Consider the following 14334-nt stretch of genomic DNA (forward strand, 5'->3'; position numbering starts at 1 on the left):
ACTGATCCAACCGAAAGTGTACATCACTATCGGCAGGCCATAGTAGCACAAAGAGCTGAGATACCCAAATTCCGGCTAATTCTTAGTCTGCCTGCTTACGCAGGAAGGCTGGAATATCCAGATAATCAGGTTCTTTATTGCTCTGGGAAGCCGTATCGTTCACGACTTTCGCCACATTTTTCTGTTCTGGCTGCAACTGAGTCATACCGCTCTGGTAACCCATAACCGGCTGCTGCTGTTGCTTGTTGGTTACCAACGTGATTTCAGGACGTTTGTCCATACCAATCCCGGTGGCAACAACAGTCACACGCAGCTCGTCGTTCATTTCTGGATCCAGAGAAGTACCGATAACCACTGTAGCATTATCAGACGCGAAAGCACGGATAGTATTACCAACAGTTTCGAACTCATCCAGACGCAGGTCGAAGCCAGCGGTGATGTTGACCAGCACGCCACGAGCGCCAGACAGATCGATATCTTCCAGCAGTGGGCTGGAGATAGCCATTTCAGCAGCTTCTTCAGCACGGTCTTCGCCGGTTGCCACACCTGAGCCCATCATGGCATAACCCATTTCGGACATCACCGTGCGTACGTCAGCAAAGTCAACGTTCATCAGGCCTGGACGAGTAATCAGTTCTGCGATCCCCTGTACTGCGCCTTTCAGAACGTCGTTCGCTGCACCGAATGCATCCAGCAAAGAGATGCCACGGCCAAGCACCTTCAGCAGTTTGTCGTTCGGAATCGTAATCAATGAATCGACATGCTTGGACAGTTCAGTGATACCCTGCTCCGCGAATGCCATGCGCTTTTTGCCTTCAAAATTAAAAGGCTTGGTCACCACAGCAACGGTCAGAATACCTAAATCTTTTGCAACTTCAGCAACAACTGGCGCTGCACCGGTTCCGGTACCACCGCCCATACCAGCTGCGATAAAGACCATATCAGCACCTTCCAGTGCAGAACGCAACGCTTCACGGTCTTCTTCCGCTGCATTACGGCCTACTTCCGGGTTTGCACCAGCACCCAGACCTTTAGTGATGCCACTACCGATCTGAATTGTCTGGCCAACGGCTGTTTTACGCAGTGCTTGTGCATCAGTATTGACGGCGAAAAATTCAACGCCTTCAATACGTTCGCGCACCATGTGTTCTACGGCATTACCGCCGCCACCACCGACGCCGATGACTTTAATCACCGCGTCATTGGTCAGTTCCATAGGTTCAAACATAGTTTCTCTCCGTTTTGTGCCTGTCGCCTGAGACTACTTATTGTCATAGTCTCTTAATAAAATTAAAACTCTTTTCTCAGCCAGCTATTAATTCGTTTAAACCACGAAGTGACTGATGTGTGCTTTTCCACTTCAGCTTCACCGGTTAAATGCGATTCCTTGCCGTAATGTAATAACCCAACTGCGGTTGAATAATACGGCTCCTGGGCATAATCGGTAAGACCTGTGATATTTAAAGGCTGACCAATGCGCACCTGAGTATGGAATACTCGTTGGGCACACGCGGCCAAACCTTCCATTTGGGCTGCGCCACCTGTCAGCACAATCCCTGCAGCCAGGTGGTGTTTGACACCTTGCTGGCGTAACTGTTCCTGCAGTTGCAGGATCTCTTCATTCACCAAATTCAACAATTCGGTGTAGCGAGGCTCGATAACCTCTGCCAAAGTCTGGCGCTGAAGGCTGCGCGGCGGCCTGCCACCCACGCTGGGTACTTCAACACTTTCATCTTTGCCCACCAGTGACCCCAGTGCACAACCGTGACGCACTTTAATAGCTTCTGCATCGCTGGGCGGTGTACCAAAAGCGTAAGCGATATCACTGGTGACCACATTCCCTGCGTAAGGAATGACCTTGGTGTGGCGCAACGCGCCGCCAGTGTATACTGCCATATCCATTGTACCACCGCCGATATCGACGACACAGACGCCCAACTCGCGCTCATCTTCTGTCAGTACAGCGTAGCTTGAGGCCAGCCCGGCGAAAATCAGTTGATCAACCTTCAGGCCACAACGCTCCACGGCTTTCACGATATTTTTCGCCATATCGTTGTGGCAGGTAATCAAGTGCACCTTGGCCTGCATACGCACACCCGATAAACCAACCGGGTTTTTAATCCCTTCCTGGTAATCAATGGCATATTCTTGTGGAATGACGTGCAGTACACGATGTTCATCTCTTACGCGAACAGATTTCGCCGTATGCACCACATTTTCCACATCTTCCTGGGTTACTTCTTCTTCTGAAATTGGCACCATGCCGATTTCGTTCTGGCAGCTAATGTGTTTACCTGACAGCGCCAGGTAGACAGAAGATATTTGGCAGTCTGCCATTAACTCTGCCTGATCAATGGCACGCTGTACGCACTTAACCACAGATTCAAGATCGTTAACCCCGCCTTTATCCATACCACGGGACGGACAACTTCCCACACCGATAATGTTAATCACTCCGTCGGGCAGAACTTCCCCTACTAAAGCGGCAACTTTTGCAGTGCCAATCTCCAGTCCAACCACCAGTTTTCTGTCCGTCGACTTAATCATTGTTGTTTTGCCTGTGCCTGATTCTGTTGTTGATTAGTTCCTTCAACGGGAGCCGGGGCCGGAGCCCAACCCACCGCGGCACCTGAGTCATAGCGCAGGTCAACATAACTAATAAGCTTGTTGTCCGTCTGCGCCTGCTTTAAAAGAACTGGGTAAAGTTCGATAAAGCGGTTCAGGCGTTTCATCGTATCGCCACGGCCGAGGTTGAGTTTAATCCCGTCATTCAGGGTTAAAACCCACGACCGTCTGGCCGTCATGGCTGCATCCTTCAACGTAAACCTGGATTTCGCCAGCACATCACTCATTGCCCGGTATCCTTCAAGGACTTCAACCTCGCTTCCTTCCGGACCAGACAGACCCGGCAATACTTGTTTTGCCGACCTGTCAGCAGGTGCACTGAATGAATTCCCTTGTGCATCAATCATGTGCTGGTCATTCCAGCGTGCAATCGGCACATATTCAACCAGATGAATCTTCAATTCATCAGGCCACTGTTTTCTGACACTGGCCTGTTTTATCCAGGGAAGCCGTTCTATTTGCTGCTGGATAATGTCTACATCCTGCGTCATAAACGTTCCTGGCGCGCCCAAAGCCAATATTGACTGGCGAATATCATCATTACGTGTGTAATGGCGCTCACCCGTCACAACAAGACGAGACAGAGGCAAGCGCTGAGCATCTTCCATCCAGCGCACAACCATCCAGCCGCCGATAAAGATTGTCAGTAGTACCGCCATCAGAAAGATAATGCCCGCAAGACGCGAGCCATTACTGCGCCCGGAAAAGGCTTTTTCTTCCTGTTGAGTACGTGTATTCAACGCCGCCTGGGACATATCACTCCGCCAGTTCCAGTGTATTTACAACAAACTGCCCAAAAGCTTTGGGGCCAGGCTGGAACACAACAGGTAACTGACCTGCGTTGCCACCCTGTAAAAATGCTAATTTCTCAACCATGGCTGTCTTCCTCCTGTAACTGAGGAACCAGACGTGTCTCTGCCAAAGTACGCGCTATCTTGCCAATATTGCCCGCCCCCTGAACCAGCACTAAATCATTCCCCGACAGAATCGGCGCCAACATTTGGGCTACCTGTGCATGATCGGAAACCAGAATCGGGTCAACCTTGCCACGCCCGCGAATAGTACGGCACAGAGAACGGCTGTCTGCGCCAGGGATCGGTGCTTCTCCAGCCGGGTACACATCCAGCATAATTAGCGCATCAACCTGCGATAACACATTGGCAAAGTCGTCGTACAAATCGCGGGTACGCGTGTAACGGTGAGGCTGGAACACCATTACCAGGTGTTTGTCCGGCCACCCTGCACGCGCAGCCTTGATAGTTGCGTCAACTTCAGTCGGGTGGTGACCGTAGTCATCAACCAACAACGCTTTGCCCTCTTTGCCATTAATGGCATCAAGCGGAAACTCGCCAAGGAAATCGAAACGACGCCCGGTACCGGCAAAACTTTCAAGCGCGCGTAAAATTGCGCTGTCATCAATGCCTTCTTCGGTTGCTACTGCCACTGCAGCAGCTGCATTCAGGGCGTTATGCCGTCCTGGTGCATTCAACATAACATGCAGTACGGGTTTATCCTGGCGCAGGATGTCAAAGTGCCCTTGCGCGCCTGACTGCCGGTAGTTTTCAATGCGAACATCCGCATCTTCACTAAAACCGTAAGTGGTCAGTTGACGCCCAACCCGTGGCAACAACTCTTTGATAACCGGGTCATCCACACACATCACCGCTCTGCCATAAAACGGCAGGTTGTGAAGAAAATTAATAAATGTCTGCTTCAGGTTCTCAAAGTCGCCATGGTAAGTATCCATATGGTCGGCTTCGATATTGGTTACCACAGCTACCATTGGCTGCAAATGCAGGAAAGAGGCATCGCTTTCGTCTGCTTCCGCAATCAGGTAACGGCTGTGCCCTAAACGCGCATGAGTACCTGCCGCTTTGACCAGGCCACCATTCACGAATGTCGGGTCAAGACCTGCTTCTGCATAAATACTCGCCACCATCGCCGTGGTGGTAGTTTTCCCATGCGTACCGGCAATAGCAATGCCATGACGAAAGCGCATCAATTCCGCCAGCATTTCAGCCCGGCGAATAACCGGAATACGTGCTTCATGAGCAGCAATAATTTCCGGGTTATCCGCCCGAATGGCAGTGGATACCACAACCACACTGGCATCGCGGACGTTTTCAGGCCGATGATTAAAGTAAATCGTCGCGCCCAGCGCTGACAGTTGCTGCGTAACCGGGTTTGGCGCTAAATCAGAACCGCTGATTTGATAACCTTCATTCGCCAGCACTTCGGCAATCCCTCCCATGCCGGCACCGCCGATGCCAACAAAGTGAATGTGCCGCACGCGGCGCATTTCAGGAACGATTGAACGCAGTTTTGCCAGTTCTTGTGTATTCATTCTTTAAACCTGAGGCTCTTTGCCTTCACATCAAAAACATGCGGTTGCCTGTCGCAACCCGACACATCAGGCTCTGGCCTGATGCACAATCTCATTTGCCACACGTTGTGTTGCATCAGGAATCGCTGCTTCCCGGGCTAATTTCGCCATCGAGAGCAGAACCTGACGATCCCAACCACTCAGAATATCGGCCACGGCCTGAGCCGTGAATTGCGGTTGCTCCAAAATGCGTGCAGCCCCGGCTTTTTCCAGTGGCGCAGCATTCCAGTATTGCTGGCGGTCTTTATGCTGAAAAGGCACAAAAATAGCGGGTAAACCCGCAGCAGCAATTTCACTAACTGTCAGAGCTCCGGAGCGGCAGACCACAACATCTGCCCAGGCATACGCCTGAGCCATATCGTCAATAAACTCAGTAACTTTATGCCTGACAGGCGTTGCCGTTGCATAAGCCTGCGAAACCTCTTCTCCGGCACCTTTCCCACACTGATGCCAAATGGTGATGTGTTCCCCTAATTGCGCGGCAACTCCGGGCATTGTTTGGTTGAGCACCCGGGCGCCCTGAGAACCACCCACCACTAATACCCGAACTGGCCCGGTACGCCCGGACAGCCTGTCTTGCGGTAATGGCAGTGCCAGCACATCCTCACGGACAGGGTTACCCACAACATCTGCCTTAGGGAAAGCCCCCGGGAATGCCTGCATTACTTTACTGGCAATGCGCGACAACCATTTATTGGTTAACCCGGCAATGCCATTTTGCTCATGCAAAACCACAGGAATACCCAACGACCATGCAGCCAGGCCGCCAGGGCCGGACACATAACCACCCATGCCTAATACCACATCCGGGCGATAATTTTTCATAATGGCCCGGGCCTGACGCCAGGCGTTAAATATCCGCCATGGTGCCAGTAACATGGCTTTCAGCCCTTTACCGCGAATCCCTGAAATACGAATAAAATCAATTTCGATACCACGCGCCGGAACCAAATCTGCTTCCATGCGGTCTGCGGTACCCAGCCAGCGAACCTGCCAGCCCTGAGCCATCAAATAGTGAGCAACAGCAAGCCCGGGGAAAACGTGCCCGCCAGTCCCGCCAGCCATCACCATTAATCGCTTAGGTCCACTACTCATCGTGCACCTCGTGTAAACGCCTGTGCTTTTTCCAGGCGTGTTTCATAATCAATTCGCAGCAATAATATGATTGCTGTAGACATAATCAGCAGGCTGGAACCACCATAGCTGATAAGCGGCAGTGTCAGCCCTTTCGTTGGCAGCATACCGGCAGCAGCCCCAACGTTTACCAGTGCCTGGAAGCTAAACCAGATACCGATAGAACATGCCAGAAAACCCGAGAAACGCTGGTCAATTTCCAAAGCACGCTTGCCAATCGACATGGCGCGAAAAGCGACGAAGAATACCATCAAAAGTGCCAGTACCACACCGATATATCCCAGCTCCTCACCGATAATCGAGAAGATGAAATCGGTATGTGCTTCGGGCAAATATTCGAGTTTTTGTACTGAATTCCCGAGTCCTTGCCCCCAAAGCTCACCGCGCCCGAAGGCCATCAGTGATTGCGTTAACTGGTAGCCGCTGCCAAAAGGATCCTGCCAGGGGTTCCAGAATGAGGTCACACGCCGGATACGATAAGGCTCGGCCAAAATCAGTAACACCACGGCGGAAATACCCATGCCGATGATGGCAATAAATTGCCAAAGCTTGGCACCCGCCAGGAACAGCATCGCAAGAGTCGTGACAAACAATACAACCACGGTACCAAGGTCAGGCTGAGCAAGTAATAACACCGCCATTACCAGGATAACGCCCATGGGTTTCAGGAAGCCGCGCAAATTGTTACGAACTTCATCCACCTTACGCACCAGGTAGTTGGAGAGATAACAAAACAGCGATAACTTCGAAAATTCCGCTGGCTGAATACGCAGTGGCCCCAGAGAAATCCAGCGTGATGCCCCGTTTACTGAGCTACCTACCACCAACACAACCAGCAACATAACAATTGAAGCCAGCAGCATAGGCGCACTGTATTTTTGCCAGAACGTCATAGGCAAACGCAGGGTAACCAGCGCAAGGATAAAAGCCAGCACCAGATACACCCCATCACGCTTAGAGAACAAAAAGGGATCGCCCGCCAAACGTTGCCCTACGGGCATTGACGCTGAAGTCACCATGACAAAGCCAATTGCCGCCAGCCCCAGAGTCAGCCAGAACAATGTACGGTCATACAACACCATACTGTTGGCATCTTTCTCCCGGGACCCCATCACCCAGCCTTTCAGCGCGGTAAATAACCACCCCAGGATAAAAAACCCGGGTAGCCGCGGCATACGAAGACGAGGGAGAGATAAACGCATCAGCCCAACTCCTTCGCCAGTTGCGCGAAGATCTCACCACGCTGTTCAAAGTTTTTAAACTGATCCAGGCTGGCACAGGCGGGGGATAACAACACCATATCTCCCGGCTTAACCTGCGCAGCTATCAGCCGCATTGCTTCTTCCATCGTTTCGGTTTGTTCCGCCACATCAGGGCGGAGTTCCGCCAGTTGAGCACCATCCCGGCCAAAGCAATAGAGACGAATGCTGTCCCCCTGAAGGAAAGGACGCAAAGGCGAGAAGTCTGCCGATTTACCATCGCCCCCCAGCAGCAGATGCAACGCCCCTTCACAATGCAAACCGTTGAGCGCGGCTTCAGTACTGCCAACATTGGTGGCTTTGGAGTCATTAATCCAACGCACACCTTTACTTTCCAGCACCAACTCAAAGCGATGAGCCAGGCCGGTAAACGTGGTCAGCGCTTTCAGGCTGCTGGCACGAGGTAAGCCCACTGCATCTGCCAGCGCCAGTGCCGCCAGCGCATTGGTATAGTTATGCCGCCCAACCAGTTTCATCTCTTTCACATTGAGCACTTTCTCACCTTTAACCCGCAGCCAGGTTTCACCCTGCTGGCGGTTCAGGTGGTAATCGCCGACATCCACACCAAAACTGACACACCGTTCATCAGCGCCACGCACTGGCATCGTCAATGCGTCATCGGCATTCACCACGCAGACATGAGCGTTTTCATAAATACGTAACTTGGCGGCACGGTATTGCTGAAGACCGAAAGGATAACGATCCATATGATCTTCAGTGACATTGAGAATAGTGGCCGCGGCAGCATTAAGGCTGTAAGTGGTTTCAAGCTGGAAACTGGAAAGCTCAAGCACATACAACTCATGAGGTGAATCCAACAGCATCAGAGCTGGCAGGCCGATATTACCGCCCACACCAACCGAGACGCCTGCAGCTTTCGCCATTTCGCCAACAAGTGTTGTCACCGTGCTTTTACCATTAGACCCGGTAACAGCAACAACAGGAGCCTGCACTTCACGGCAAAAGAGTTCTATATCGCCGATGATTTCCACCCCGGCGTCTGCGGCAGCGCTCAGGGCGGGTGTAGCCAGGGCAATACCAGGGCTGGCGATTATCAAATCTGCTGCAAGAAGCCAGTCTTCATTCAGGCTACCTACATAGCGTTCAATATTTTCCGGAAGCTTATCTAACCCGGGAGGTGTCGCTCGCGTATCCATTACACGCGGCGTTACCCCCCGCGCAAGGAAGAAATTAACGCAGGAAAGTCCGGTTAAACCCAGGCCGATGATAACAACGTTTTTGCCCTGGTAATCTGCCATGATTAACGCACCTTAAGCGTAGCCAGCCCAATCAGGACCAGCATCAGCGAGATAATCCAGAAGCGCACAATAACGCGCGGTTCTGGCCAGCCTTTTAATTCATAGTGATGGTGGATAGGCGCCATACGGAAAATGCGCTGACCGCGCAGTTTAAACGACCCAACCTGTAAGATGACCGACAGTGTCTCCACCACAAACACACCACCCATAATCACCAGCAAGAACTCCTGGCGCAGCAATACGGCAATCACGCCAAGTGCTCCACCCAGTGCCAGAGAACCCACGTCGCCCATAAAAACCTGAGCCGGATAGGTGTTAAACCACAAGAAGCCCAAACCGGCCCCAACAATTGCAGTACACACGATAACCAGCTCACCAGCGTGGCGCAGGTAAGGAATATGCAGGTAGTTAGCGAAATTCATGTTACCCGTAGCCCAGGCCACTAACGCAAAACCTGCAGCAACAAACACGGTGGGCATAATGGCCAGGCCATCCAGGCCATCGGTCAGGTTAACGGCGTTACCCGTACCGACAATCACAAAATACGCCAGCACAACGTAGAACAGACCAAGCTGTGGCATGATGTCTTTAAAGAAAGGCACCACCAGTTGGGTGGCTGGAGTACCATGGCCTGCCGCGTATAACCCGAAAGCAACACCCAGAGAAATCACCGACATCCAGAAATATTTCCAGCGCGCAACCAGCCCTTTGGTATCTTTGCGTACGACTTTGCGGTAATCATCGACAAACCCGACAATGCCAAAACCCACCAGCACGGTTAACACGCACCAGACATACGGGTTTGACGGGTATGCCCATAATAAAACTGAAACCACAATGGCAGTCAGAATCATGATGCCGCCCATGGTGGGGGTACCACGTTTGCTGAAATGGCTTTCCGGGCCATCGTTACGCACAACCTGGCCAAACGACAACTGTTGCAGACGGGCAATCATACGTGGCCCCATCCACAAGGAGATAAACAACGCGGTCAACAGGCTCACGATGGCGCGGAACGTCAAATATGAGAAGACGTTAAAACCGGAATAATATTTGACCAAATGCTCGGCCAGCCAGACTAGCATGTCCTGTTCTCCTGTAATGCATGTACCACCTCTTCCATGGCAGAACTTCGTGACCCTTTCACTAGCATTGTTATTGTTGAGTTTTGCGCCACTAATTCACGTAACCGTTCAATTAATAACGTTTTATTGCTGTAATGTTCACCCACACCGCTGGCTGAACTGATTAAATGACTCAGGCTTCCCACACTCAGGACTTTATCAAGCCCTGCAGCCTTCGCTGCCTCACCGATTTGGCGATGGCACGCTTGTGCTTCATCACCCAGTTCAGCCATATCACCTACAACCAGTACCCGGTAACCCGGCATTTCAGACAATACGCTCACCGCAGCAGTCATCGACCCCACATTGGCGTTATAGCTATCGTCCAACAATAACTGGGTTGCTGATAAAGCAATGGGGAATAAACGCCCCGGAACAGCCTGTAATTCTGCAAGACCAGCTTTCACCGCGCTCAACGGTGCACCAACTGCCATAGACAACGCCGTTGCAGCCAGGGCATTAGCAATGTTATGACGCCCAGGTAAGGGCAACACCACTTCACATTCACCTTCAGGGGTACACAGTGTGAAAACTGTACCCTGCGTGGTTATCCGCACATCACGCGCCAGAAAATCACTGCCGGGTTGTTCCGGTGAAAAACGCCAAATTTTGCGTTCACCAATCACTGCCTGCCAGCGAGGTAAGTCATTGTTATCTGCATTCACAATGGCAATACCGTTGGGTAACAGCCCGCCAAAAATCTCACCTTTGGCTTTTGCCACCCCTGCCAGCGAGCCAAAACCTTCCAGGTGCGCCGCTGCCAGGTTATTAACCAGTGCAGCTTCTGGTTGAGTCAGGCTAACGGTCCAGGCGATTTCACCCTGGTGATTAGCACCCAGCTCAATCACGGCATATTGATACTCTGGCGTCAGACGCAGCAGCGTCATGGGAACACCAATATCATTATTAAGATTGCCTGCGGTGTAGAGGGTGTTTCCACAACGCCCAAGAATGGCCGCTGTCATCTCTTTAACCGAGGTTTTGCCCGAAGAACCCGTCAGCGCAACGACTCTCGCTGGCACCTGCTGGCGCACCCATGCACCCAGTTGCCCAAACGCAATACGAGTGTCTTCCACTACCAGTTGAGGAATATCCAGAGGTAACTGGCGGCTGACCAGTAATGCACTGGCACCACCATCAATGGCTTTCTGCGCGAAGTCATGAGCGTCAAAACGTTCACCTTTCAGGGCAACGAACAGACAGCCAGAAGTTAATTTGCGTGTATCTGTGGTGACATCATTAATTTGGCAGTTGGCACCAATATGTTGCCCGTTGAGGACTAATGCCAGTTGCTCAAGCGTTACCGGGATCATGCGACCACCCCCAGTAAACGAGCTGCTGTTACGCGGTCAGAGTAATCCAGGCGGCGCGTACCAACGATTTGGTAATCCTCATGGCCTTTGCCTGCCAGTAACACCACATCACCGGGTTGAGCCTGCATAATGACACTGGTCACAGCCTCAGCACGCCCCGGCATAACACGGGCACGCCCGGCATCCAGCATCCCGGCGAGAATATCGTCAATAATGGCGCCTGGCTCTTCAGTACGGGGATTGTCGTCAGTCACAACAGCCACATCCGCAAACTCTTCAGCAATAGCACCCATCAGTGGGCGCTTACCTTTATCACGGTCGCCGCCACACCCGAAAACGCACCACAGCTTACCCGGGCAGTGCAAACGCGCTGCCATCAGGGCTTTTTCCAGAGCATCAGGGGTATGTGCGTAGTCAACCACAACGGTTGGTTTACCGGGCGCGCTGAAAACTTCCATACGGCCGCACACCGGTTGTAACTGAGAGGCCGTCGCCATAATTGATTCAAAGGCATAGCCTTGTGACAGCAACGTAGCCAAAGCGAGTAATAAATTACTCACGTTGAAGGCGCCCATCAGCCCGCTTTCTATCTCGCCATTTCCCCAGGAAGAAGCGAACTGAATTGTCGCGCCACGGTCGTGATAAGACACATGAGTCGCTTTCAGCCAGCGATTATGGTTGTCTGGATTGAGCGGAGTATCAACGGCAACAGCCACGGCATCAGGGAGTTTTTCCAGCCAGCGGCGGCCTACTTCGTCGTCCGCATTAATGATGGCGACACCACACTGGTGTTCAGAAAACAGCAACCATTTTGCCGCTTCGTAATGTGCCATATCACCATGGTAATCAAGGTGATCACGGCTAAGATTAGTGAACACAGAGGCTGCAAATTTAACCGCTGCGACCCGGTGCTGAACCAGTCCATGGGAAGAGACCTCCATGGCAGCAAAGTTGGCGCCCTGCTCAACAAAGCCAGATAACATATGCTGAACATCAACCGCGGAGCCAGTGGTATTCGCCGTTGGAGCCACGCTCCCCAGCAAACCGTTACCGACAGTGCCCATCACGGCGCTGACGTCACCCAAAATCTGTGCCCACTGAGCAAGCAACTGCGTAGTGGTGGTTTTACCATTAGTTCCGGTTACGCCCACCAGACGTAATGAATGAGAGGGTTCATGGTAAAAACGCCCCGCTAGTGCGGATAAACGCTGGTCCAGTTGGCTAAGATAAACCACCGGAACACCATGCATTTCACGGATTTCACCGTCTGCAGCTTCACCATCTGCTTCCGCTACTACGGCAGCAACACCTTGCGCTATCGCCTGCGGGATATACCGACGCCCGTCCGCCTGATGACCGACCACCGCCACAAAAAGATCCCCTGCGGCAGCCCCACGGCTGTCGAGTGTCATCTCTCGCAGTGCTCGCGCCGGTGCCTCTGGCACCCACGGCACGAGAAGGTCGCGCAAATTACGATCTGCCACCTGTACCCTCTTTCTGATTAATTACAAAATCGTTTTTATCTCCCGTAGGGAGCGCATCCGGTTCAACATTCATGGTGCGCAGAACGCCACCCATAATTGCTCCGAAAACTGGCGCTGACACGGCACCACCATAATACTTACCTGCCTGCGGGTCGTTTATCACCACTACCAGAGCGAAACGCGGGTTACTGGCGGGTGCGACACCGGCGGTGTAAGCAATATATTTGTTGATATAACGGCCATCAGGGCCGACTTTTTTCGCCGTCCCCGTTTTAATGGCAATACGATAGCCTTTGATTGCGGCCTTCACGCCACCCCCGCCTGGGAGGGCGACACTTTCCATCATGTGGACCACTGTGCGCACAGTTGCCTCAGAGAACACGCGCTCTCCAGGTACCGGAGGGTCAACTTTCGTGATAGAAAGCGGCCGATAAATGCCAAAGCTGCCAATGGTTGCGTAGACTCGCGCTAACTGTAACGGTGTTACCATTAGCCCGTAGCCGAAAGAAAAGGTGGCCCTCTCTATGTCAGACCACCGTTGTTTTGTTGGAAATAAGCCACTGCGTTCTCCGACCAACCCCAAATTGGTCGATTTCCCCAGCCCAAAACGTGAGTAAGTATCTACTAACGCTGAGGACGGCATCGCTAACGCCAGCCGGGATACGCCAACGTTACTCGACTTCTGCAAAATCCCCGTTACGGTCAGTTCGCTGTAACGGCCTACATCTTTAATTTCGTGGCCATTGATGAAGTAAGGAACCGTGTTAAGCACACTGTTTTCCTGAACCACACCCCGCTGTAAAGCGGTCATGACCACCATAGGTTTTACAGTTGAACCAGGCTCAAAAACGTCAGTAATCGTGCGGTTACGCATGACATCTTTGGGTGTGCCTGTCAGGTTGTTCGGGTTATAGGACGGGCTGTTCGCCATTGCCAGAACTTCACCAGTGTTAACATCCACCAGTACCGCACTACCAGACTCAGCTTTGTTGAACGCAACAGCGTTATTCAGTTCGCGATACACCAGTGCCTGCAGGCGCTCATCAATGCTTAAAGCCAGGTTATGAGCGGCCTGGCTGTCTGTAGAGGAAATGTCTTCAATCACGCGGCCGTAGCGGTCTTTACGCACCACCCGCTCACCGGGCTGCCCGGTAAGCCATTTATCGAAGCTTTTTTCGATCCCTTCAATGCCCTGGCTGTCAATATTAGTGAAACCAATTAAGTGAGCAGTCACTTCGCCTGAGGGATAATAACGGCGGGATTCTTCCCGCAAGTGAATGCCTGGAAGTTTCAACTTTTTGATGTAGTCGGCAATATCAGGGTTGACCTGACGAGCCAGATAAATAAAACGGCCTCGTGGGTTTGCATTAACCCGCGAAGCCATTTGGTCGAGCGGCATTTTTAATGCGTCAGCCAGCGCTTTCCAGCGCGAATCCAGAGTAACGCCACCCGCTTCATGTAGTTCTTTCGGGTCTGCCCAAATTGCTTTTACCGGCACACTGACTGCCAGCGGGCGGCCTTCGCGGTCGGTAATCATGCCGCGCGACGTGGAGACTTCCTGTACACGCAGGGAACGCATGTCCCCCTGGCGTACCAGCATATCGGGATTGACCACCTGTAACCAGGCAACACGGCCTAACAGAAAAGCGAGCGCCATCAGAATGCAGCCGCAAAGCAACGCAAAACGCCAACTTACGAAGTTGGCTTGTTCTTCCTGACGTTTCGATTTAAGCGATTTATTCGCTGCTTTCAT

The 14334-nt window shown here is 52.2% G+C and carries 12 protein-coding genes; all 12 read right to left on the minus strand.

Features of this window, described 5'->3' with window-relative positions; all coding sequences use genetic code 11:
- Positions 1–82: 82 nt before the first annotated feature.
- Positions 83–1228 (minus strand): cell division protein FtsZ, encoded by a 1146-nt coding sequence (gene ftsZ / locus DES37_RS10935; RefSeq protein WP_036106169.1) that lies wholly within the window; start codon positions 1226–1228, stop codon positions 83–85.
- 62 nt (positions 1229–1290) lie between these two features.
- Positions 1291–2547: a cell division protein FtsA gene (gene ftsA, locus DES37_RS10940; protein WP_036106173.1), complete on the minus strand. Its 1257-nt coding sequence runs from the start codon at positions 2545–2547 to the stop codon at positions 1291–1293.
- Positions 2544–3380 carry a cell division protein FtsQ gene (gene ftsQ / locus DES37_RS10945; protein WP_110025807.1) on the minus strand — a complete coding sequence of 279 codons (837 nt, stop codon included), beginning with the start codon at positions 3378–3380 and terminating at the stop codon, positions 2544–2546. Before ftsQ ends, ftsA begins: the two co-directional genes overlap by 4 nt.
- 113 nt (positions 3381–3493) lie before the next feature.
- The gene (murC, locus tag DES37_RS10950) at positions 3494–4969 is read right to left on the minus strand and encodes a UDP-N-acetylmuramate--L-alanine ligase (RefSeq protein ID WP_110025808.1); all 1476 of its coding nucleotides are present in this window, start codon (positions 4967–4969) and stop codon (positions 3494–3496) included.
- Positions 4970–5035: 66 nt separating this feature from the next.
- Positions 5036–6103 carry an undecaprenyldiphospho-muramoylpentapeptide beta-N-acetylglucosaminyltransferase gene (murG, locus tag DES37_RS10955; RefSeq protein WP_110025809.1) on the minus strand — a complete coding sequence of 356 codons (1068 nt, stop codon included), beginning with the start codon at positions 6101–6103 and terminating at the stop codon, positions 5036–5038.
- Positions 6100–7293 carry a cell division protein FtsW gene (gene ftsW, locus DES37_RS10960; protein ID WP_369792587.1) on the minus strand — a complete coding sequence of 398 codons (1194 nt, stop codon included), beginning with the start codon at positions 7291–7293 and terminating at the stop codon, positions 6100–6102. Before ftsW ends, murG begins: the two co-directional genes overlap by 4 nt.
- Positions 7211–7420: a hypothetical protein gene (locus DES37_RS26175; protein ID WP_425451707.1), complete on the minus strand. Its 210-nt coding sequence runs from the start codon at positions 7418–7420 to the stop codon at positions 7211–7213. The genes ftsW and DES37_RS26175 overlap by 83 nt, the downstream gene beginning before the upstream one ends.
- Complete coding sequence (gene murD, locus DES37_RS10965; RefSeq protein ID WP_110025810.1) at positions 7344–8660, minus strand: UDP-N-acetylmuramoyl-L-alanine--D-glutamate ligase; 1317 nt, start codon at positions 8658–8660, stop codon at positions 7344–7346. The genes DES37_RS26175 and murD overlap by 77 nt, the downstream gene beginning before the upstream one ends.
- Positions 8661–8662: 2 nt before the next feature.
- Positions 8663–9745, minus strand: a complete 1083-nt coding sequence (mraY, locus tag DES37_RS10970) for a phospho-N-acetylmuramoyl-pentapeptide-transferase (RefSeq protein ID WP_036106193.1) — start codon at positions 9743–9745, stop codon at positions 8663–8665.
- Positions 9739–11097: a UDP-N-acetylmuramoyl-tripeptide--D-alanyl-D-alanine ligase gene (gene murF, locus DES37_RS10975; RefSeq protein WP_110025811.1), complete on the minus strand. Its 1359-nt coding sequence runs from the start codon at positions 11095–11097 to the stop codon at positions 9739–9741. The genes mraY and murF overlap by 7 nt, the downstream gene beginning before the upstream one ends.
- Positions 11094–12581, minus strand: a complete 1488-nt coding sequence (murE, locus tag DES37_RS10980) for a UDP-N-acetylmuramoyl-L-alanyl-D-glutamate--2,6-diaminopimelate ligase (RefSeq protein WP_110025812.1) — start codon at positions 12579–12581, stop codon at positions 11094–11096. The genes murF and murE overlap by 4 nt, the downstream gene beginning before the upstream one ends.
- Positions 12568–14334 carry a peptidoglycan glycosyltransferase FtsI gene (locus tag DES37_RS10985; protein WP_036106201.1) on the minus strand — a complete coding sequence of 589 codons (1767 nt, stop codon included), beginning with the start codon at positions 14332–14334 and terminating at the stop codon, positions 12568–12570. Before DES37_RS10985 ends, murE begins: the two co-directional genes overlap by 14 nt.

The sequence above is a fragment of the Mangrovibacter plantisponsor genome (assembly GCF_003182475.1).
Lineage (GTDB): Bacteria > Pseudomonadota > Gammaproteobacteria > Enterobacterales > Enterobacteriaceae > Mangrovibacter > Mangrovibacter plantisponsor.

Excerpts from the sequence above, each read along its gene's own strand:
- ftsZ (WP_036106169.1), bottom strand. The coding sequence starts at position 1,228 with ATGTTTGAACCTATGGAACTGACCAATGACGCGGTGATTAAAGTCATC.
- ftsA (WP_036106173.1), bottom strand. The coding sequence starts at position 2,547 with ATGATTAAGTCGACGGACAGAAAACTGGTGGTTGGACTGGAGATTGGC.
- ftsQ (WP_110025807.1), bottom strand. The coding sequence starts at position 3,380 with ATGTCCCAGGCGGCGTTGAATACACGTACTCAACAGGAAGAAAAAGCC.
- murC (WP_110025808.1), bottom strand. The coding sequence starts at position 4,969 with ATGAATACACAAGAACTGGCAAAACTGCGTTCAATCGTTCCTGAAATG.
- murG (WP_110025809.1), bottom strand. The coding sequence starts at position 6,103 with ATGAGTAGTGGACCTAAGCGATTAATGGTGATGGCTGGCGGGACTGGC.
- murD (WP_110025810.1), bottom strand. The coding sequence starts at position 8,660 with ATGGCAGATTACCAGGGCAAAAACGTTGTTATCATCGGCCTGGGTTTA.
- mraY (WP_036106193.1), bottom strand. The coding sequence starts at position 9,745 with ATGCTAGTCTGGCTGGCCGAGCATTTGGTCAAATATTATTCCGGTTTT.
- murF (WP_110025811.1), bottom strand. The coding sequence starts at position 11,097 with ATGATCCCGGTAACGCTTGAGCAACTGGCATTAGTCCTCAACGGGCAA.
- DES37_RS10985 (WP_036106201.1), bottom strand. The coding sequence starts at position 14,334 with ATGAAAGCAGCGAATAAATCGCTTAAATCGAAACGTCAGGAAGAACAA.